General features: G+C 60.0%; 18 protein-coding genes and 1 pseudogene. 10 read left to right on the top strand and 9 right to left on the bottom strand.

The window, feature by feature from the left end:
• The first annotated feature begins 25 nt into the window (after nucleotides 1–25).
• The 3 genes from tatA to AAHA39_RS20085 all read left to right on the top strand — a co-directional run bounded on the left by tatA (nucleotide 26) and on the right by AAHA39_RS20085 (nucleotide 2061).
• A complete protein-coding gene (gene tatA / locus AAHA39_RS20095) occupies nucleotides 26–187 on the top strand; it encodes a twin-arginine translocase TatA/TatE family subunit (protein ID WP_033112597.1) in 162 nt (53 codons plus the stop codon).
• Nucleotides 188–204: 17 nt separating this feature from the next.
• The gene (locus AAHA39_RS20090) at nucleotides 205–507 is read left to right on the top strand and encodes a YfcZ/YiiS family protein (RefSeq protein ID WP_033112596.1); all 303 of its coding nucleotides are present in this window, start codon (nucleotides 205–207) and stop codon (nucleotides 505–507) included.
• A 132-nt stretch (nucleotides 508–639) separates the two neighbouring features.
• Nucleotides 640–2061, top strand: a complete 1422-nt coding sequence (locus AAHA39_RS20085; protein WP_407707128.1) for a transglycosylase SLT domain-containing protein — start codon at nucleotides 640–642, stop codon at nucleotides 2059–2061.
• On the opposite strand, the gene AAHA39_RS20080 is transcribed toward AAHA39_RS20085, so the two are convergent.
• On the bottom strand, nucleotides 2039–2215 hold the full coding sequence (locus tag AAHA39_RS20080) for a hypothetical protein (RefSeq protein ID WP_320655779.1): 177 nt from the start codon (nucleotides 2213–2215) through the stop codon (nucleotides 2039–2041). The genes AAHA39_RS20085 and AAHA39_RS20080 overlap by 23 nt on opposite strands.
• 90 nt (nucleotides 2216–2305) lie before the next feature.
• On the opposite strand from AAHA39_RS20080, the gene AAHA39_RS20075 reads away from it, so the two are divergent.
• Entirely contained in the window at nucleotides 2306–3553 is a 1248-nt protein-coding gene (locus AAHA39_RS20075; RefSeq protein ID WP_320655780.1) for a phospholipase D family protein, read from the top strand.
• Nucleotides 3554–4057: 504 nt separating this feature from the next.
• On the opposite strand, the gene AAHA39_RS20070 is transcribed toward AAHA39_RS20075, so the two are convergent.
• The 6 genes from AAHA39_RS20070 to AAHA39_RS20045 form a co-directional block, all read right to left on the bottom strand.
• On the bottom strand, nucleotides 4058–6616 hold the full coding sequence (locus AAHA39_RS20070) for a TRAP transporter permease (RefSeq protein ID WP_203973712.1): 2559 nt from the start codon (nucleotides 6614–6616) through the stop codon (nucleotides 4058–4060).
• Between the two features lie 107 nt (nucleotides 6617–6723).
• A complete protein-coding gene (locus tag AAHA39_RS20065) occupies nucleotides 6724–7695 on the bottom strand; it encodes a TAXI family TRAP transporter solute-binding subunit (RefSeq protein ID WP_185228141.1) in 972 nt (323 codons plus the stop codon).
• A gap of 407 nt (nucleotides 7696–8102) precedes the next feature.
• Nucleotides 8103–10256 (bottom strand): S9 family peptidase, encoded by a 2154-nt coding sequence (locus AAHA39_RS20060; protein ID WP_320655781.1) that lies wholly within the window; start codon nucleotides 10254–10256, stop codon nucleotides 8103–8105.
• Between the two features lie 234 nt (nucleotides 10257–10490).
• Entirely contained in the window at nucleotides 10491–10922 is a 432-nt protein-coding gene (locus AAHA39_RS20055) for a DUF411 domain-containing protein (RefSeq protein WP_042032277.1), read from the bottom strand.
• Nucleotides 10923–10967: 45 nt separating this feature from the next.
• Entirely contained in the window at nucleotides 10968–11291 is a 324-nt protein-coding gene (locus tag AAHA39_RS20050; RefSeq protein ID WP_033112589.1) for a hypothetical protein, read from the bottom strand.
• A gap of 88 nt (nucleotides 11292–11379) precedes the next feature.
• Entirely contained in the window at nucleotides 11380–12102 is a 723-nt protein-coding gene (locus tag AAHA39_RS20045) for an SDR family oxidoreductase (protein ID WP_033112588.1), read from the bottom strand.
• 143 nt (nucleotides 12103–12245) lie between these two features.
• Between AAHA39_RS20045 and AAHA39_RS20040 the strand changes: the two genes are divergently transcribed.
• From AAHA39_RS20040 to AAHA39_RS20020, 5 genes are all read left to right on the top strand, one after another.
• A complete protein-coding gene (locus AAHA39_RS20040; protein ID WP_042032274.1) occupies nucleotides 12246–13088 on the top strand; it encodes a LysR family transcriptional regulator in 843 nt (280 codons plus the stop codon).
• Between the two features lie 95 nt (nucleotides 13089–13183).
• On the top strand, nucleotides 13184–13780 hold the full coding sequence (gene kefF / locus AAHA39_RS20035) for a glutathione-regulated potassium-efflux system oxidoreductase KefF (RefSeq protein WP_320655782.1): 597 nt from the start codon (nucleotides 13184–13186) through the stop codon (nucleotides 13778–13780).
• Between the two features lie 67 nt (nucleotides 13781–13847).
• A complete protein-coding gene (locus AAHA39_RS20030) occupies nucleotides 13848–15704 on the top strand; it encodes a monovalent cation:proton antiporter-2 (CPA2) family protein (protein ID WP_320655783.1) in 1857 nt (618 codons plus the stop codon).
• Nucleotides 15701–16087 (top strand): SirB2 family protein, encoded by a 387-nt coding sequence (locus AAHA39_RS20025; RefSeq protein WP_033112584.1) that lies wholly within the window; start codon nucleotides 15701–15703, stop codon nucleotides 16085–16087. The genes AAHA39_RS20030 and AAHA39_RS20025 overlap by 4 nt, the downstream gene beginning before the upstream one ends.
• A 294-nt stretch (nucleotides 16088–16381) precedes the next feature.
• On the top strand, nucleotides 16382–17368 hold the full coding sequence (locus tag AAHA39_RS20020) for a helix-turn-helix transcriptional regulator (RefSeq protein WP_033112583.1): 987 nt from the start codon (nucleotides 16382–16384) through the stop codon (nucleotides 17366–17368).
• Nucleotides 17369–18232: 864 nt separating this feature from the next.
• On the opposite strand, the gene AAHA39_RS20015 is transcribed toward AAHA39_RS20020, so the two are convergent.
• Nucleotides 18233–18544, bottom strand: coding sequence for a DUF1145 domain-containing protein (locus AAHA39_RS20015; protein ID WP_042032270.1), 312 nt, complete (start codon nucleotides 18542–18544; stop codon nucleotides 18233–18235).
• Entirely contained in the window at nucleotides 18528–19157 is a 630-nt protein-coding gene (rsmD, locus tag AAHA39_RS20010) for a 16S rRNA (guanine(966)-N(2))-methyltransferase RsmD (protein WP_320655784.1), read from the bottom strand. The genes AAHA39_RS20015 and rsmD overlap by 17 nt, the downstream gene beginning before the upstream one ends.
• A 111-nt stretch (nucleotides 19158–19268) precedes the next feature.
• Between rsmD and AAHA39_RS20005 the strand changes: the two are divergent.
• A pseudogene (locus AAHA39_RS20005) lies at nucleotides 19269–19722 on the top strand (signal recognition particle-docking protein FtsY); the annotation flags it as partial.

Genomic DNA, 19722 nt, shown 5'->3' with positions numbered 1-19722 from the left:
ATATCTCTCTTTGAGGAGCATCCCTATGGGACTCGGTGGAATTCATATCTGGCACATGTTGATCCTCTTGCTGGTGGTTGTGCTGGTGTTTGGCAGTAAGCGTCTGGCCAGTGCGGGTGAGGATCTGGGAACCGCCATCAGGGATTTTCGTAAAGCCATGCGTGACGATGAAAATCATCCGAAATAAGCAGTAGGAGTAAAAGTATGTCTGTTGACGAGAAAGTGGAACTGAACGAAACCTGCGACAGCTGTGGCTGTTTTGCCGAGATCGGCACCATCATCGGTGAAGGCGATGATGTGATGGAACTGGTGATCGAAGCCGCTGCCGAGGCTGATGCCCGTGCCAAGCTGGCTGCCTATGAAGCACTGGCCAAGCAGGTGACTGCCGAAGCCAAGAGCAGCAGTGAACTGACCCAGGGCGCCAACGGCGTGATCCTGAAAGCCCGCCTGCAATTTACCTGCACCGCCGAAAAACTGATCTTCGAAATGCGGGCCCGCTCTATCTGAGCCCTCTGATGACGCGGCAGGCTGGTCCTGCCGTGTTGACCCTTCTGCTGTGGGTCTGCGTTCTATAGTTACTCTATCCCACAGACGGTTTTGCCCGGCGCGAGTCGGCCAACAGAAGGCGACAACATCATGATGCGGCACTGGATCTGGGGCCTGCTGGCTCTCTGGTCTCTCCCTTTGCTGGCGGCCGATCTCAAGCCTCAGCGTCTTCCCCAACCCGGGGATCTCGAATCCATTTTGCAAAAGCGCGAACTCAGGGCTCTGGTGGTCTATGAGCGCGGTTTCTATTTCCTCGACAAGGGTGCCCAGTACGGCATTTTGGTCAATCAGCTGCAAGGGTTCGAGCGCTGGTTGAACAAGACCTATCTTGCCAGGGAGAAGGTGCCGCTCAAGGTGGTCTATATCCCGGTTCGGCAGGACAAGCTGCTCGATTATCTGGCGGAGGGGCGTGGCGATCTGGTGGCGGCCAATATGACGGTGACTCCCACCCGGCGCGAACAGGTGACCTTCTCCCGGCCGCTGATCTCCTCCATCGAGGAGTGGGTGGTCAGCCAGAATACGCTGCCCGCCTTCAACCGCATTACCCAGCTCTCCGGCCGGCGGATCTGGGTGCGCGCCAGCTCCAGCTATTGCGAGAGTCTGCGCCAGCTCAACTGGCTGTTTCGCGAGCTTGGGCTGCCTCCTGTCTATATCGAGACTGTGCCCGAGTATCTGCAGGATGGCGATCTGCTGGAGATGGTAGCGGCCGGCATCATTCCGCTGACGGTGACTGACAGCTACAAGGGGCGGATCTGGCTGGGGGGGATGATCTCAGGCCTCAAGGCGCACAAGTTGATCCCCCTGCGCAGCAAGGGCACCAGTGCCTGGGCACTGCGCAAGAACAGCCCCGACCTCCTTAAAGCGGTCAACCGCTATCTGGCGGGGGCCAGTCGCAACAGTCTCTATAGCGACATGACCCTGCGCCGCCTGCTGGCCCGCAGCGACCAGATGAGCAACATACTGGCACCTGACCCCATGGGACGGCTGGCAACCATTCGCAAGGTGCTGGAGAAGTACGCCAAGCAGTATGAGCTGGACTGGCTGATGCTGGCGGCGCTGGCATACAAGGAGTCCGGCCTCAACCCCGCCATCCGCTCCGAGAAGGGGGCTGTTGGCATCATGCAGCTGCTGCCCAGCACCGGTCGCGAGGTCAATATCACGGGGGCCAGACTGACGACGCTGGATGGCAACGTCGAGGCGGCCTGCCGTTATCTGCGCCTGATCCTCGATACCTACTTCAACGATCCCAATCTGGATCTGCTCAACCGCCACCTCTTTGCGCTCGCAGCTTACAATGCCGGGCCGAATCGGGTTCAGGCCCTGCGGGACAAGGCGGGCAGGCTGGGGCTGGATCCCAATGTCTGGTTCGGCAACGTGGATCAGCTGGTGGCCAACGAGGTGGGGCAGGGGTCGATCAACTATGTCGGCACCATCTACAAGTACTATGTTGGCTATCGCTTCAGCCTGCCTCAGATCGAGGGCAAGGCTGCGGCTATTGAAGCGGCTCAGCCATGAGCCGATTGACCGGCTGAGTCTCCGGCGTGGTCGGTAGCGGCCAGCCACCATCCCTGTGCAGCAAGAACCAGTGGGCTGGCTCGGTGCCAGGGGCCTGATCAGGCTGGTGGAGCTGGCCCAGATAGCGCAGCATAGGGGTATCGTGCAGTTCCATAGCAACTCCCTGTTTCGAGATACGAAAAGTGTCGATATACGAAGAGGCTTGCTGCGTTATGACACCTAGCCATGACAGCAGGATGACAAGATGATCCCCGGATCCTTTGCCCTGATCGACGACCCGGCCCTGGCGCTCAAGGTGCGCTGCCAGTGGATCCGCTCCGCCCGCGAGCAGATCCAGGCGCAGTACTACAGCTGGGAGGAGGACAGCAGTGGCAAGCTGCTGCTGGGCGAGCTGCTCCATGCCGCCCGGCGTGGAGTCAGGGTGCAACTGCTGGTAGATGACCTCTATGCCGGAGACAACCGCTTTCTGGAGATGGTGGCTCACTGTCCCGGTATCGAGGTGCGGCTGTTCAACCCCTTCTGGTTAAGGGGCTGGCGGCCGCTGGCCCTGCTGCTGGAGGGGCTCTTCACCTTTCGCCGCATCAATCACCGGATGCACAACAAGCTGCTGCTGGTGGATGGCAAGCTGGCGCTTATTGGTGGCCGCAATATTGGTGATCGATATTTCGGGCTGGACCCGGAAGCCCCTTTCGTGGATCTCGATCTTGCCTGTCAGGGGGCCATTTGCGAGCAGATGGCGGCGGGGTTTGCCCAGTTCTGGCAGAGCCGCTGGAGCCACCCTATCCGCCATCTGTTGCGCCGCAGATTGCAGCCCGCCGAAATTCGTGTGGTCAACGATTTCCTCCTCACCATGGCGGATCCCACGGTCGCTGCCGTTTATGATCTGCCTGCCTCGCTGTTTGACGGCAACGAGCCTGCGCTTGCATGGTATACCGGTCGGGCCGAGGTCTGGTTTGACCGCCCCGGCAAAGGGCTGGTTTCCCGCCCGGTGACCGCTCGCCAGCTCTGGCGACAGTTGGCTGAGGCTCCTTCCACGCTCCGCATGGTGACTCCCTATCTGATCCTCACGGGCGGTTTTCGGCGCCGTTTGCAGCGGTTGCGTCGGCAGGGAGTGGTGATCGAGATCCTCACCAACTCGCTGGCCAGCACGGATGTGCCACTGGTGCATGGAGCCTACCAGCGTCACAGGGGTTGGTTGCTGCGTCAGGGGATCCGGTTGTGCGAGTTTGATGAAGGGCAAGGCAGCCTGCACGCCAAGCTGATCCTGTTGGGAGAGGATCGCGCCCTGTTTGGCAGCCTCAACCTCGATCCCCGCTCGCTCTTTCTCAATACCGAGCTGATGTTGCAGCTGGAGTGTGCGCCCATCTGCCAGCAGTTGCAGGCGTGGTTGTTGCAGTGGCAAGGGCAGGGTGAACCACGCAAAGCGGAAGGGTGGTCACGGCGTCTGGTTGCCAGGCTCAGCGACTGGTTGCCACTGCATCGCTGGTTGTGAGCTGGCCATTTTTTGTGCGAGATCTCGCAAAGGCGTGTAGGTCTTTGCCGATGCACATCGCGGGTGAATAGCCATAACCGAGTCTATCTAACTGTTTTATAACCAGTTCATGGTGGTGATAAGGCTGTTTTTTGTACCGACATGTGAATGGATTGGGCATAAAATCGTTTTTTATTTTGTTTTTCTGCGTAATATTTCAGTTGCAAGGACAAACACGGTGGCTTGCTGCCGTGTGGAAGAGGGTTGTAACGGGTTGCTGGCCACTTGTATCGCTGCAACTGGCGCTGACTTCTGATGGGTAGCGAACTTTCGGGAGGTTCGGAGAGGTGCCCGCGACGACCGGATTCCAATATGGAACATGCTTATTTGCGAGGGGGTGACATGGATATGTCACCCCACTTTTTTTCTGGCTGAAGGCGGGGGTTATCCCCTGGTATCAGCGCTTCAAAAAAGAGGGCCGATGTCGCGGCCCTCTCTCGTTTCTCATGCAGATGCGGGAATCCATCAGCTTGCGCTGACCGCCACGCGGCGGCGCTGCAGCCAGATGATGGCGCCAAACAGCAGGAAGCCCGGGATCCACATCAGCTCTTTGCGCCAGCGGTCGGTTGGCGCCTTGACGGCCAGGATCTCCTGATCGAACTCCAGCCCCATGGCGGCGGCCGGGCTGCCGAAGGCGACACTGTCGATCAGCGTCTTGCCATCCTGCTCATAGAGGGTGAGCCCCAGATTGGCCAGCCGCTCTTCACCCGTGGCCCCTTCCGGTACGGGCACCAGCAGGGTGAACTGACGCGCCTTGCCGACCGCATCCTCTCCCATGACCCGGACGCGCAGGGGACTCTCCGCCTCCACCTCACCCATGGTCCGGGCCAGCTGGGCAGGCGGTGTCTGGCGATAGGGATCGTGGGCCAGATCCATCCAGAAGCCGGGGCGGAACAGGGTAAAGGCGACCAGCAGCAGCAGGATGCTCTCGTACCAGCGGCTCTTCACCAGAAAGTAGCCCTGAGTCGCCGCGGCGAAGATCAGCATGGCAATGGTCGCCACGATGAAGATCAGCACGCCGTGGGCGAAGTCCACGTTGATGAGCAGCAGGTCGGTATTGAAGATGAAGAGGAACGGCAGCGCTGCGGTGCGCAGGCTGTAGTAGAAGGCGGTGAGGCCGGTACGGATGGGGTCCCCTTTGGAGACGGCCGCTGCCGCAAAAGAGGCGAGCCCTACCGGTGGCGTCACATCCGCCATGATGCCGAAGTAGAAGACGAACAGATGCACCGCGATGAGCGGCACGATCAGCCCGTTCTGCTGCCCCAGCGTCACCACTACCGGCGCCAGCAGGCTGGAAACCACTATATAGTTGGCGGTGGTCGGCAGCCCCATACCGAGGATCAGGCTGAGCAGGGCGGTCAGCAACAGCATCAGCAGCAGATTGCCCATGGAGAGCATCTCCACCAGATCCGCCAGTACCAGCCCGACGCCGGTCTGGGAGACGGCACCGACTATGATCCCCGCCGTGGCGGTGGCGATACCGATACCGATCATGTTGCGGGCACCGGCAACCAGTCCCTCACGCAGATCGACCATGCCGTCGTTGAAGGTGCCGTAGTCGTGCTTGCCGTCGCGGCGCAGCCAGTTGAGCAGCGGTCGCTGGGTCAGCAGGATAATCACCAGCATCACGGTACCCCAGAAGGCGGAGAGGCCGGGCGAGAGGCGCTCCACCATCAGGCACCACACCAGCACCACGACCGGCAGCAGGAAGTGAAGGCCGGAGAGCAGCACGGTGCGGGTGTTGGGCAACTCTTCAAGGGGTTTGTCCGGATCTTCCGCCGGCAGGGGATCATTGCTGGCGGCGATCTTCAGCAGACCCAGATAGGCGATGGCCAGCAGCAGGCCGATACCGGGCAGGGCATAGTCGCCCAGCGCCGGTTTGAGCCAGCCCAAGCCATAGTAGACCGCCATCGACAGTCCGCTGATGAGGGCCGCGCCAAAGGCAAAGCCGGTCAGACGGTGCAGCCAGGGTTTCGGCTGGTGGTTGCCGATGGGCTGCATGCCGAGCTTGAGCGCCTCCAGATGGACGATGTAGAGCAGCGCTATGTAGGAGATGGCCGCAGGCAGAAAGGCGTGCTTGATGATCTCCACGTAGGGGATGCCCACGTATTCGACCATCAGGAAAGCCGCAGCCCCCATCACTGGCGGCATGATCTGGCCGTTGACCGAAGAGGCCACTTCAACCGCGCCCGCCTTCTCTTTCGAGAACCCCACCCGCTTCATCATGGGAATGGTGAAAGTGCCGGTGGTGACCACGTTGGCGATGGAGGAGCCGGAGATGAGGCCGGTGAGACCGGAGGCAACTACCGCCGCCTTGGCCGGGCCGCCGCGCAGGTGACCCAGCAGGCTGAAGGCAAGCTGGATGAAGTAGTGGCCGGCACCGGCCCGCTCCAGCAAGGCGCCGAACAGCACGAACAGGAAGACGAAGCTGGTGGAGACGCCGAGGGCGATGCCAAATACCCCCTCGGTGGTGATCCACTGGTGGTTGGCCAGCGCGGTAAAGCTCACTCCGCGGTGGGCCAGCAGCCCCGGCATCCAGGGGCCCGCCAGACTGTAGGTGAGAAAGACGATGGCGATGACCGCCAGCGCCGGCCCCAACGCACGACGCGCCGCTTCGAGCAGCAGCGGAATGCCGATACAGGCCGTCACCAGATCGGCGGTGGTGAGGTTGCCCGGTCGCTGGGCCAGGGCCTGATACATCACGAAGAGGTATGAGGCCGCGCCGGCCGCGATCAGGGCGAGGGCGATATCGCTAAAGGGGACCCGATCTCGCGGTGAGGTGCGAAACGCCGGAAATACCAGAAATGCCAACAGCAGGGCAAAGGTGAGGTGAATGGAGCGGGTTTCGGTGTCATTGAGCACGCCAAAGCCGAGCATGAAGGGGAGCGGCGAGGCGATCCAGAGCTGGAACAGCGACCAGGCCAGCGCCAGCAGGGTGATGATGCCACCCATGGCGCCAGCAGGGAGCCGTGCGCCCACATCCTGGGCGATCAGCTCCTCGGTAGAGAGTTGTTTGTCTTGCATAGGGTTAATTTGTGCCCACCAGTACAACAAGAGCGACACCCGCCCCCGCAATCAGGGGCGCGGCAGACGGGTGTCGGTGAGAGTGACAGCGGCCCGGGGGCCCGCGCTTAGATCCAGCCGCGCTCTTTGTAGTAGCGAGCGGCCCCTTCATGGAGCGGAGCTGAGAGCCCCACCTTGATCATGTCGGCCTCTTTGAGGTCGGCGAAGGCCGGGTGCAGGCGCTTGAAGCGATCCAGATTGTCGAACACCGACTTCACCAGCTGATAAACCACTTCGGGGTCGGTCTTGGCGCTGGTGGATAGCACCGCCTTGCCGCCGATGGAGGGGGTCGGCTGGTCACTGCCCTTGTAGATGCCACCCGGAATTTCAGCCTTGGTGTAGTAGCTCTTCTCGGCCAGCAGCTTGTCGATCTCGGCGCCGGTGACCGGTACCAGCACGGCGTCGGTAGTGGTGGAGGCTTCCTGAATGGCGCCATTGGGGTGGCCGACGAAGTAGCTCATGGCGTCGATGTTGTTGTCACCGAGGGCGGAGGCCTGTTCGGCCGGCTTGAGTTCGGAAACCAGACCGAAGTCGCCCTTCTGCCAGCCCTTGACCGCCATGATCTCTTCCATGGTGTCGCGCTGGCCTGAGCCCGGGTTGCCGATATTGACCCGCTTGCCCTTGAGATCATCGAAGCCGGCGACCTTGGCGTCCTTGCGGGCCAGAATGGTGAACACCTCGCTCTGCAGGGAGAAGACGGCGCGCATGTCATCCATGGCTCCTTCCGCCTGGAAGGGGGGCAGCCCTTTCATTGCCTTGAACTGGTGATCGGATTGCATGATGCCGAAGTTGAACTCGCCGCTGCGGATGCCGTTGACGTTGGCCACACCGCCGCCGCTGGCCGGGGCATTGCACTTGATCTGGTGAGCGGACGCGCCGCGATTGAGGAAGCGGCAGATCGACTGGCCCGCCACGTAGTAGACGCCGGTCTGGCCGCCGGTGCCTATGGTCACGAAGCGCTCCTGCGCCTGTACCGGGCCACCAAACGACACGCCGACCAGAGCAGCCGACAGGGCGCATGCCAGGGATAATCCTTTCATGTTTTCCATCCTTTTCATTGAGTTATCTCACCCGTTCCACGAGTGAATTTATGGCGAGCCTGCGGCGGGAGCCGGGCTGGCCGATAGGGCCTCGTACGAGGAAAAGGTCGGGCTGTTACCCCCTCCCAAAAAAGCCACCATCATCCTGCGGTGAGATAACCGGCATCCTGCCGGCAGAAGATAATTTGGCCCCTGAGGGGCCAAAGAAAAAGTTGTAACGGCTTCGATTAAGCACATCTCGCCAACAACAATCAAACAAAAGGGCAAAAAAGCAGCGTTTAATATCGAAAAGTTTGATGCCGATCATTAATTTGTTGATCGGGGATTAATTGTGCGGGAGTCGGGTGGGGAGTTGCGGAAGGTTTCTTTTGTAGCCCTTGCGTGGCAAGGGCTAGCGTCATATGAGATCAGTTTTCCGGGGCGGCCAGATCCAGGATAAAGGCGTACTCCAGCGCGATATCTTCGTAGGCTTTGAAGCGCCCAGACTTGCCACCGTGGCCGGCGTCCATGTCGGTGTTCAGTAACAACTTGTTATCATCCGTTTTCAGCTCGCGCAGCTTGGCGACCCACTTGGCGGGCTCCCAATATTGCACCTGGGAGTCGTGCAGTCCGGTGGTGACCAGCAGGTTGGGGTAGGCTTGCGCCTTGACCTGATCGTAGGGGCTGTAGCTCTTCATGTAGTCGTAGTAGCGCTTCTGGTTCGGGTTGCCCCACTCGTCATACTCCCCGGTGGTGAGGGGAATGGACTCGTCCAGCATGGTGGTGACCACATCGACGAAGGGCACCTGCGCCACCACGCCGCGATAGAGTTCGGGCGCCTGATTGATGACAGCGCCCATCAGCAGACCGCCGGCGCTGCCGCCCATGGCGTAGACCTGATCCCTGGCACCGTAGCCTTGCTCGACCAGCGCCTTGGTAACATCGATGAAGTCATTGAAGGTGTTCTGTTTTTTCAGCAGCTTGCCATCTTCGTACCAGGGGCGACCCAGCTCCTCGCCACCCCGGATATGGGCGATGGCGTAGACGAAGCCGCGATCCAGCAGGCTCAGGCGTGAACTGCTGAAGTCGGGATCCATGCTGGCGCCGTAGGAGCCGTAGCCATAGACCAGCAGCGGATTCTTGGCCGAATCGGCGAGACCTTTCTTGAACTTGTCCTTGCGATAGACCAGCGAAACCGGCACCGATACGCCGTCGCGGGCGGTGACCCAGAGCCGTTCGCTGGCATATTGATCAGCTTTGAAGCCCGCCACCGGCTGCTGTTTGAGCAGGGTGCGCTGGCCGGTCGCCATGTCTAGCTCATAGGTGGAGGAGGGGGTGGTCATGGAGGAGTAGCCATAACGCAGGGCGCTGGTATCCGGCTCCGGGTTGTAGGCGAGCCAGGTGACATAGGCAGGGTCGTCGAAGGCGATCTCCTTCTGCTCACCGCTCTGCCAGTTGACCTGACGCAAGCGGGTCAGCCCCTTGCTGCGCTCTTCCAGCACCAGCCAATCCTTGAACAGGGCATAGCTCTCCAGCAGCACGTCGGGGTTCGGGGCAATCACCGGCTTCCAGCGATCGACCGGGCTCTCCTTGGTTTCGTAGAGGCCGAAGTTCTTGCCATCCTTGTTGGAGCGGACATAGAAGCGGCCGCGGTAGTGATCCAGGCTGTATTCGTGATCTACCTTGCGCGGCAGGAACAGACGGGGCAAGTGCTCCGGCAGGTTGGCATCGATCAGCCGCGCTTCGCCGGTGGTAGTGCTGGAGAGGGCGATGACGATGAAATCTTCCGAGGTGGTGGCGTAGAGGCTGACATAGAAGGAGTCATCCTTCTCCTCGTAGACCAGCTTGTCCGTGGCCGGATCCGTACCGAGCGTGTGGCGGTAGACCTGATAGGGGAGCAGGGTCTGCGGGTGCTTGCGCACATAGAAGACGGTCTTGTTGTCGTTGGCCCACACCAGATTGCCGGAGGTGTTCTCCAGCGTGTCGGCGGCCCACTTGCCGCTCTCCAGATCGAGGAACTGGATCTTGTATTGGCGGCGGGAGAGATAATCCTCCGCCACCGCCAGCCAGCGGTTGTTGCGACTCACCTCGAGGGCGCCGAGGGCATAGAACTCGTGCCCCTCGGCCCGCTGGTTGCTGTCGAGCAGCAGGTTTGCCTGCTCCTCTCCCAGCCTGGTGCGGGAGTAGATGGCGTACTCCTTGGCCGGTTCATAGCGGGTCTGGTAGCGGTAGCCGTTCTTCACATAGGGAACCGACTCATCCTGCTGGGGGATGCGGGCCACCATCTCCTTGTAGAGTTGCTCGCGCAGCGGCTTGGTCGGCTTGAGCATGGCTTCGGTATAGGCGTTCTCGGCCTCGAGGTATTGCAGCACTTCCGGCGCCTGACGCTGGTCGTCACGCAGCCAGTAGTAGTTGTCGATCCGGGTGTCCCCGTGCTTTTTCAGTGTGCGGGGATGTTTGGCGGCCACGGGCGGCTGGATTGAGGTGTCAGGTGTCGTCATGGCAGGCTCTTCATTGGCATAAGTAGGGGGGAGAACTGTCAGAAAGGCTAGCAGCAGAACTCCTCGGGAAAAGGTAAACATGTCGCATCCTTGGCGCTGGAAAGGGTTGGCAGACCTGAGCATCGGCTCCATGAATTGGGGTTAAATCTGCCCCTTGTTGCCGATTGTTGCAAGCAATCCCTTGTTATTGAAGGAAAAGCAAACAAAAAAGGCCGCCATCTCGCGATAGCGGCCCCTTCTCTGGCCATGAGCGGCAAGAGTCCGCTCAGGTGTGCCTCACATGATAGTGGAGTGCCGGTTCATGGCCAGTTGTCGTCAGCCCGGGTAGCGCGACCAGCTGCTGGTCGTGCCCTCGTTGCTGATGCTCAATACCTCATAGGGCTGGCCGGGAATATCCATGCCCGGCGCACTCTGGGGCATGCCCGGAATGGTCAGACCGCGGATGGCAGGCCGCTCCTTGAGGAGTTTCTTCACGTCGGCGGCCGGTACATGCCCCTCGATCACATAGCCATTTACGATGCCGGTATGGCAAGAGGCCAGTTCCGGCGCGATACCGTATTGCTGTTTCACTGCGCCGAGCTGCTCGGTCTCGATGACTTCCAGTTCGAAGCCATTCTGCTCCATGTGTTCGTTCCAGCTTTGGCAGCAGCCACAATATTTGGATTTGTAGACGGTCATCTTCTCGGCCGCGAGGGCTGAAAAGCTGACGGTACCGGCCAGCATGGCCAGTAACAGGGGTTTGTACATAACTCACCTCAGATGAAAGAAAAGATGCCCGATACGGGATGACTTTCAGGCCTGAGTGCGAGGGGGGCGTTCGAGCCGCTCCAGCGGCGCTTCCGGCATATAGAGAGAGGGAGAAGAGAAGTCGGGACTATCCGGTTCCAGCACCGCCACCGTCAGGCTGTCGCTGGCCAGCAGCGTCATCGAGAGCGCCGTGGTGAAGCTGCCGCAGGGCATCGCTTTTTCCAGCGAGCGTTCGCTCTGGCTGCAGTGGGTGGTCAGGGTACAGAGGTCGGTTGCGGCCCGGCTGCCAAACGACATCAACACCAGCACCAGACTCCACAGGGGGAGCCAGCGACGGGCGTGAGCGAGTTGGCGACGGGTGAGAACCATGGAGTGACTCGGAAATAACAAGGGGCACATGGTAACCCTGTGCCCCCGGGGAGGGTCAAGCCCTCCCCATAGTGCCCGTCAGCGCAGATTAAGGTTGCTGACGGGTGGCCGCCAGCACGATCTCGCGCACGCAGACGTTGGCCGGCTGGTTCCAGGCGTAGAGCACCGCCTCGGCGATCACTTCCGGCGCGATGACGCCGCCCATCTGATCTTTCCAGTCGTGGTAACCGGCCTTGATGCTCTCGTCGGTGGTGTGGCTGAGCAGCTCGGTCTCGACCGCACCCGGAGCTATGGTCACCATCCGCACGCCGACATCGGCCACCTCTTCGCGGATGTTTTCGGTCAGGGCGTGGACGGCGAACTTGGTGGCGCAGTAGGCGGCATGGTTCGGGAAGGTCTTGCGACCGGCGATGGAGCTGATGTTGATGATGGTGCCGCTGCGGCGCTCCTTCATCCCGGCCAGTACCGCATGGACGCCGTTCAGCACCCCCATCACGTTGATGTTGAGCATCTGCTGCCACTCGGCCGGATCCTGCACGTCAGCCTGACCCAGCAGCATGACGCCGGCGTTGTTGACCATGCAGCCGACCGGGCCAAATTTGGCTTCCGCCTGCTGGACGGCGGCCTTCATGGCGGCGGTGTCGGTCACATCGACCCCGATGCAGAGGGTATTCGGCAGACCGAGTGCCTGCATCGGCTCGACCCGACGGGCCAGCAGCAGCAGCGGATGACCGGCAGCAGAGAAGGCACGGGCGATGGCGGCACCGATCCCGGCAGAGGCACCGGTGATAACGACGAGAGCTTTGGACATGATTTTTTCCTTCAGATTCGATAGTCGGTTTGAGCCAACAAGCTGCTGGCCAGCGCGGAACAGGGTCACTATAGTCACTGCATCTATAAGTGATAAATATTGTTTTCCGCTGGTTATCATCTGAAAAAACTATGGTTGGGTTTATGCTGGATTTGCGACTGCTGCGTTTCTTCATCGCCATCTATGAAGAGAAGAACATCACGGCGGCGGCCGAACGCTGCCACGTCAGCCAGCCCTCTCTCTCGGCTGGGCTGCGCCAGTTGGAAGAGGCGCTCGGTGACAGCCTCTTCATCCGCGGCAAGAAGGGGGTGGAGGCGCGCGATCCTGCCCACTATCTCTATCCCCATGCGGTCAAGCTGGTGGAGGAGGCGCGTCGTCTGCCGGAGCTGTTTCGCCAGAAAGCGACGCGTGCGAGGCTCAATATCGCCATCATGCCCGACCTGAGCCGGCGTCGGGTGGCGGGGTTGCTGCAACGGGTACAGACGGTACTGCCCGAGCTTGATCTCACCCTTTCCGATTACGGCACGCCAGCCGACTGTCGGCTGACGCTGGACGCGCTGCGCCGGGAGGACGAGATCTTTCTGCCGCTCTGGGAAGAGGATTACGTGCTCTGCGTGCCGGTCGACCATCCCCTGGCCTGTCGCGAGAAAATCGAGCTGGCCGAGCTGCAACATTATGATTTTATTGAGTGCCCACCCTGTGAGGCCCACCAGCAGACTATAGGCCTGCTGGCCTGTGATCGGCTTACCCTCAATCTGGTGGCCAAGGCCGAGAGCAAGGGGTTGGTGATGGCGCTGGTGCTGGCCGGGGTCGGCATCAGCTTTCTGCCGGACGGGCTGGTGGAGGATGAGGCGGGGCTCTGTACCCTGCCGGTAAGCGGGCCGCGGATGTTTCGCCGGATCGGGCTTTGTTACCCCGCTCATCAGACCCTCAATCCGGCGCTGCGGGAGCTGATCCCCGAGTTGGCAGGCCACGGTGCTTCCTGATAAGGTCGCTTTCCTGTGCATCTTTACGATGCGTCTGTCACACCCCTTTTCTCTTTTATCGCGCCAGCTCTGGCGCTTGTTCGGGTGATGTTGTCATGAAACGCATTCTGGTTATTTTTTCCCATCCCGCCTTGCAGGGCTCGCGGGCCAACAAGCAGCTGTTGCAGGCGATTGAGGGATTGGAGGGGGTCACGGTTCACGATCTCTACCACCACTATCCCGACATGTTCATCGATGTTAAGCGGGAGCAAACTCTGTTGTCGGAGCACGACATCATCGTCTTTCAGCACCCGTTTTACTGGTACTCCTGCCCGGCCATCATGAAGGAGTGGATGGATCTGGTGCTGGAGTATGGCTACGCCTACGGCCCCGAAGCTCATGCCCTCAAGGGCAAGCAGTGGCTGAGCGCCATCACCACCGGCGGTGCGCCGGAGTCCTACTGTAGCGAGGGGTACAACAGCCGGCCGCTGCTCGATTTTCTGCTGCCCTTTCAGCAGGCGGCCAGATTGTGCGGCATGAGCTGGCTGCCGCCTTTTGTGCTCCACTCGTTCCACAAGATCAAGGATCCCGCCGCCCTGCGTCGCTGCGGTCAGGATTATCGCCAGCTGCTGACGGCGTTGCGTGACGAGCAACTCACGCCGGAGCTGCTGGCCAGCCGCTCCTATCTGCGCGATCTGCTGGAGGTGCTCTGATGAAACACGGGCTGCATTTTGGCCGAGCTTATGAGCCGGATCAGACGTTGAAACGGAGGGCTGACTGATGGGCCACGGGATCCTGTTTGATGCCTTTATCTATCTCTCGGCAGCGGTTATTGCGGTGCCGCTGGCCAAGCGCTGGGGGCTCGGTTCGGTGCTCGGCTATCTGCTGGCGGGGATCATCATAGGCCCCTTCCTGTTGGGGCTGGTGGGGGAGCAGAAGGATGTGATGCACTTCGCCGAGTTTGGCGTGGTGCTGATGCTGTTTCTGGTCGGTCTTGAGTTGCGTCCGGCCCTCTTGTGGCAGCTGAAGGGGCCGATCCTCGGCACGGGCGGCCTGCAGGTGCTGCTTACCACGGCAGCGTTGACCGGCGTGGCGCACCTGATCGGTCTGCCGCTGCAACAGGGGCTGGCCATCGGCCTCATTCTGGCGCTCTCCTCCACCGCCATCGTGTTGCAGAGCCTGCAGGAGCGCAAGTTGATACAGAGCGAGAGCGGTCGCTCCGCCTTTGCCGTGCTGCTGTTCCAGGACATTGCCGTCATTCCGATCCTGGCGATCCTGCCGCTGCTGGCCATGGCGCCGGTGAGCAACAATGGCAGCTCCGAGCTGGCGGGCTGGCAGCACGGCCTGCTGGTGGTGGCGGCTATCTCCGGCATCGTGCTGGGTGGCCACTATCTGATGCGGCCGGTGTTCCGGGCCATTGCCCAGTCCCACATGCGGGAGATCTTTGTCGCTGCCGCCCTGCTGCTGGTGATCGCCATCGCCGTGTTGATGGAGTCGGTCGGCCTCTCGCCCGCTCTCGGCTCTTTCCTCGCGGGCGTGGTATTGGCCGACAGCGAATACCGTCATGAGCTGGAGGCGGACATAGAGCCGTTCAAGGGGCTGCTGCTCGGCCTCTTCTTCATGTCGGTGGGGGCGGGCATCAACTTTGGCCTGTTTGCCGAACACCCTTTTCTCATCCCGACGCTGGTGGTGGGGCTGATGGTGCTCAAATGGCTGGTATTGATGGCGCTTGGCTTCGTCTTGCGCATCTCGCCGAGCCAGCGCTGGACCTTCGGGCTGGCACTCGCTCAGGGCGGTGAGTTTGCGTTCGTGCTCTTTTCGTTTGCCGCGCAAAACCGGGTGCTGCCCGGCGAGACCATCTCCCTGCTGACGCTGGTGGTGGCGCTCTCCATGGCGCTGACCCCGCTGCTGCTGATCCTCAACGATCGGGTGATCCAACCCTGGTTCGATTACCGTAACCAGAGCGAGGTGCCGCAGCATGAGCAACCCGAATTGGTGGAGCATCCGGTGATCATCGCGGGCTTCGGTCGTTTTGGTCAGATCGTGGGGCGTTTGCTGCACGGGCACGGCATCGGCACCACCATCCTCGAGCAGGATGCCAGCCAGATAGAGACGCTGCGCAAGTATGGCTATCAGGTCTTCTATGGCGATGCCAGTCGCCTTGATCTGCTGCATGCCGCCGGCGCTCACAAGGCCAAGTTGCTGGTGCTCTCTATCAACGACAGCGCTACTTCGCTGGCGGTGATCGAGATGGTGCAGAAGCACTTCCCCCATCTGAAGATCCTGGCGCGGGCGCAGGATCGTCCCCATGCCCACGAGATCCTGCGCCACGGTGTCGACAGCGTATATCGGGAGACGCTGGGCTCCGCCGTGGATCTGGGGGTGGAGGCCCTGACTCAACTCGGTTTTCGCGCCAATCAGGCCTGGCGGGCTGGCCAGACCTTCAAACAACACGACAACTGGTTGCTGCGCGAGCAGGTCAACTATCTCGACGACGAACACACCTATATCAACAAGAGCCTGCAATACCGGGAGATCCTCTCCGATCTGCTGCAAGACGATGAGGAGGGGCAGGAGCGTATTCATGCCCACAACTGGAACAGCGGGCTACCCGACGACGACAAGGAAGCAAAATGATTGCCTATTACCCCATGCTCAAGCACCTGCACATGACGCTGGCGCTGGTCAGCCTGCTGCTGTTCGCCTACCGCTGGAGTCTGGCACTGTCCGGCAGCGCGCGGTTGCAACAGAAGTGGCTGAAGATCCTGCCCCATATCAACGACACCTTCCTGCTGCTGCTCGGTGTTCTGCTGGCGGTGGCCTTGCAGCTGAGTCCGGGTCAGCAACCCTGGCTGCTGGCCAAGCTGATTGCTCTGGTGCTCTATATCGGTCTGGGTGTCATGGCGCTCAAGCGTCCGGCCCGTGGCCAGAAGCTGGTGGCCGGCTTGGCTGCACTGGCAGTGTTTGGCTATATGGTTGGCGCCGCTGTCACCAAGTCGCCCTGGTCATGGCTGATGTAAATCCGGTGAGGAGGAGAGCTTTCTCCTCCTCTTTTTATACGATTGGCTGTTAATCATTGATTGAATGGTTTTTTATGCTGCCCCATTCATTTGATGCAGAGCTTTAATTTGATGTTTTTTCTGCAAATCTTTTCAGTTTTTAGCCTTCCTTACTGATTGTTTTTGTTTATAAATCAATTGCATAGTGCGTTTTGTATGAAAATGGCGACAGTTGTCGCGGCAAAACTTGCGACATAGACTGTCGTAAGATGCCCTTAGCATACAGTCAACGCTAAACCAGTGAAGGCATGCACCATGAGTAAGAAGCTGTTACGACAACTGACCTTGGCGCGTTGCATCCCGCACCGCCCTTACAAGCTGACCGCCAGCCAACTTCAGGTAAAACTGGAAGAGGAAGGTATCCACGTCAGTCTGCGTACCGTGCAACGGGACCTGGAAGAGATGTCCGGCATGGGACTGTTCGACCTCACCTCGGACGAGCGCAGCAAACCCCATGGCTGGTGCTTCGAGCGCCACGGCCTCAATGACTTTGCCAACATCATGCCGCTCTCGCTGGCCGTTGCGCTGAAAACCTGGAGCGACCAGGCCAGCCAGCTGTTGCCCGCGAGTGTGCTGACCGAATTGAACCCGCTGGTCGACAAGGCGAGCCAGGTGATCCGCGACAGCCAGAGTGAACTGGCCGAACGCTGGCTGGAGAGCGTGCACCAGTCGCCGCGCCCGTTTGCCGGCAACCCGGAGATCCGCCGCAGCACCCTGATCCGCGATGCCTTGTGGCGTGGCCGCAAGTTCAGCGCCGAGATCCAGCGGGTGATCAAAGAGCGTACCGTGTGGCTCTGCTACGACCGTATCAATCCGCTCGGCATTCTCAATCAGCCGGATGGTCCGATCCTGCTCTGCACCCTGTCCGAGCTGGATCCCAAGGTCTACGGCATTCCGTTCGACCATATCAAGAACGTGGAGCTGACCAACTTCAGCGCCACCCAGCCGAAGGATTTCAATATCCAGAAGCTGATCCGCGATCAGGGCTATCAGGATGTGAGCGGCCCGATCCGCTTTGTCGGCCGGATCGATGCCAACAGCCAGTCGCTGGTGGATAACCAGATCCCGGGCAACAACCCGCGGATGACCCGCTATGACAAGCGCAGCGTGGTGGTGGAGACCGAAGTGCAGGACACCCCGGAGTTTCGCAGCTGGTTGAACAATATCGGTGGTGAGCTGGAGGTGCTGGCCCCCGAGTCGCTGCGCAGAGCCTATCTCAACCCGGGCAATCGGGTGAGCTGAACGGTACGTTTGGCACCATAGTGAACATCGCAAATAGCCGGCCCAGTGCCGGCTTTTTTTTGCGGTTTTTTTGAGCATATTTATTCAACTTATTTTTAAGCTTTTACGGCGAAATTGAACCGTTTTCCCTGGCCATTCCGGTGCTGGATTGCCGTGTAAGAGATCTGCCATAGCTGCTGTAGGAGGCTGGCGCTTTAACCCGTGCGCGAAGCTAGTCAGGGTGGAGTCCACTTTCCATTGAAACTAAATAAGTTATTGATTTTAATTTGTTATGTTTGCAGTCCACTTTGTCTGATAAACGGTTGGCAGGATCTTTCTCCAGAAATCCCCCTTGTTCTGATCCGGCAACGCTTTACTATGGGTCTCACAAGGACGGAGCTGGTTCTGCAGGACGCAGAGCAGCGCATAAAGATGGAATAGTTCGCAGGATGCGAACAGGGACACCTCAGGATGAGTTCGATGGTCTGGATGACTGTCGTCACGGATGAACGAGGGAACACCGCGGGATGCGGCAGGGATACTCTCAGGACGAGAGCAGGACGAACAGGACATCGTTCTTCAGGATGAGCAGGAACTCGCTGGATGCGAGCAGGATTCTTCAGGATGAAGCGAGATAACCCGGATGGTTATCGGTCAGGAAGACGCAGGGAACCCCACAGGACGTGGTAATGGACACCTCCAGGACGGAGACAGTGAAGCAGTTCGGGATGAATTGCCAAGCCAGGAAGGCTGAGGACACGCCAACGGATTGGAAAGGGGATATTCCAAGGGATTAGGATAACGTCAGGGATTGCAGGGAGCATTGCAGTTCTACGGACAGGACGACACGACTATAGGGGACGGCGAAAGCCGTCCCCTTTTCTTTTATGCCTGATCCTGATTTTTTGGTCGCTGGGCAGCACTGACAATCTCCTGCAGGCGATGGCGAATATCCACCATGCCGAATACGCCGAAGACCAGCACGCCGACAAACTCGGCCTTGGTCACTTCGAAGTAGCGTTTGCAGGCAGCCTTGATCATGCTGGCCTGTAGCCAGTGGAACAGGGCGACAATCACGCCGCAGACCGGCAAAAAGCCGTTTAGTTTGCCGGGCAGGGGGGCGATAAGACTCATCAGCACGCCAAACCAGAAGAACAGCACCAGCCCCATCGCCAGCAGATTAAATATCCGCTTCATTGTTTACCTCCCTTACATAGAGTTGATAGCAGACCTGGCCTGCTTGTTTGTCCTTGAGTAACTGCCAGCTGGCGGGCAGCGCCAGATCGGCCATCTCCTTCTCCCGCTCCAGATAGATGAGGGCATCGGGGGCCAGCCAGCCGCGCTGTTCCAGCAGTTCGCAAACTTGCGGCAGCAGATCCCGACGAAATGGCGGATCGAGGAACACCAGATCAAATGGTGTCGCCGGGCCTTGCAGCCAGCTCACTGCATCGGTCTGGAATACCTGACCCTGTGTGCTGCCGAGAGTGGCCAGATTCTTTTTGATCTGCTCTGCCGCCCCTCTGTCCATCTCGATCAGGGTTACCTGCTCGGCGTAGCGCGACAGCGCCTCCAGACCCAAGCCGCCGCTGCCGGCAAACAGGTCGAGGCAGCGGGTGCCGCGGATGTGGGGAGCCAGCCAGTTGAAGATGGTCTCCTTGACGCGATCCGTGGTGGGTCTGAGCCCTTCCACATCCTTGACCGGCAATTTGCGGCCTCGCCACTGGCCGCTGATGATTCTTACAAAGCCTGATTTTCCTTGCGGGACAGGGCTTTTGCTCGGGTTGCTACGGCTGGATTTCACTCTGGGCATCGCGTTTCATCGTCAGAAAATAAAGTGGTAGTATAAGGCGGTTCATTTTTATGCCGACCCGCCAAGGGACGGCTATCTTAGCAGTCAGCCAACGAAGTGAGTATTTTTTAGATGGCAAAAGGTTTGTTTTCCTGGCTGGGTTTCGGCCGCAAGAAAGAAGAGGCTGAGGCTGTCCAACCACAGACACCCCAAGCCACCCCGATTACCGCTGAGCCTGAGGTCGCTGCTACCCCCGCTCCCGTTTCCGATGTGATTGTTTCCGATAGTACGCCGGCCGTTGCACCCGAAGTGCCCGCCAGCGCACAGAATCCCGTTTTGCACGACGATTGCTGCCCGCCAACCGAGCTGGATGATCATGGTCCGCTGGTGGTGGAGGAGTGCGCCTCCGATCTGGAGCCGGTGATCGTCAACGAATCCCTGATGGCAGAAGAGGAGCGTGCCGCCGCAGAGGCGCAAGCTGCCGAAGCTGCCCGTGTTGCCGCCGAGGTTAAAGCCGCAGAAGCCCGTGTGGCGGAAGAGGCGCGTATTGCCGCTGAAGCCCGTGCGGCGGAAGAGGCGCGTATTG

Origin of the sequence: Aeromonas sp. SE22 (assembly GCF_038739755.1) — a bacterium.
Lineage (GTDB): Bacteria > Pseudomonadota > Gammaproteobacteria > Enterobacterales > Aeromonadaceae > Aeromonas > Aeromonas jandaei.
This window is presented reverse-complemented; position numbering and strand designations above follow the sequence as displayed.

Coding starts and splice junctions, on each gene's coding strand:
- tatA (WP_033112597.1), top strand. CDS start 26: ATGGGACTCGGTGGAATTCATATCTGGCACATGTTGATCCTCTTGCTG.
- AAHA39_RS20090 (WP_033112596.1), top strand. CDS start 205: ATGTCTGTTGACGAGAAAGTGGAACTGAACGAAACCTGCGACAGCTGT.
- AAHA39_RS20085 (WP_407707128.1), top strand. CDS start 640: ATGCGGCACTGGATCTGGGGCCTGCTGGCTCTCTGGTCTCTCCCTTTG.
- AAHA39_RS20080 (WP_320655779.1), bottom strand. CDS start 2,215: ATGGAACTGCACGATACCCCTATGCTGCGCTATCTGGGCCAGCTCCAC.
- AAHA39_RS20075 (WP_320655780.1), top strand. CDS start 2,306: ATGATCCCCGGATCCTTTGCCCTGATCGACGACCCGGCCCTGGCGCTC.
- AAHA39_RS20070 (WP_203973712.1), bottom strand. CDS start 6,616: ATGCAAGACAAACAACTCTCTACCGAGGAGCTGATCGCCCAGGATGTG.
- AAHA39_RS20065 (WP_185228141.1), bottom strand. CDS start 7,695: ATGAAAGGATTATCCCTGGCATGCGCCCTGTCGGCTGCTCTGGTCGGC.
- AAHA39_RS20060 (WP_320655781.1), bottom strand. CDS start 10,256: ATGTTTACCTTTTCCCGAGGAGTTCTGCTGCTAGCCTTTCTGACAGTT.
- AAHA39_RS20055 (WP_042032277.1), bottom strand. CDS start 10,922: ATGTACAAACCCCTGTTACTGGCCATGCTGGCCGGTACCGTCAGCTTT.
- AAHA39_RS20050 (WP_033112589.1), bottom strand. CDS start 11,291: ATGGTTCTCACCCGTCGCCAACTCGCTCACGCCCGTCGCTGGCTCCCC.
- AAHA39_RS20045 (WP_033112588.1), bottom strand. CDS start 12,102: ATGTCCAAAGCTCTCGTCGTTATCACCGGTGCCTCTGCCGGGATCGGT.
- AAHA39_RS20040 (WP_042032274.1), top strand. CDS start 12,246: ATGCTGGATTTGCGACTGCTGCGTTTCTTCATCGCCATCTATGAAGAG.
- kefF (WP_320655782.1), top strand. CDS start 13,184: ATGAAACGCATTCTGGTTATTTTTTCCCATCCCGCCTTGCAGGGCTCG.
- AAHA39_RS20030 (WP_320655783.1), top strand. CDS start 13,848: ATGGGCCACGGGATCCTGTTTGATGCCTTTATCTATCTCTCGGCAGCG.
- AAHA39_RS20025 (WP_033112584.1), top strand. CDS start 15,701: ATGATTGCCTATTACCCCATGCTCAAGCACCTGCACATGACGCTGGCG.
- AAHA39_RS20020 (WP_033112583.1), top strand. CDS start 16,382: ATGAGTAAGAAGCTGTTACGACAACTGACCTTGGCGCGTTGCATCCCG.
- AAHA39_RS20015 (WP_042032270.1), bottom strand. CDS start 18,544: ATGAAGCGGATATTTAATCTGCTGGCGATGGGGCTGGTGCTGTTCTTC.
- rsmD (WP_320655784.1), bottom strand. CDS start 19,157: ATGCCCAGAGTGAAATCCAGCCGTAGCAACCCGAGCAAAAGCCCTGTC.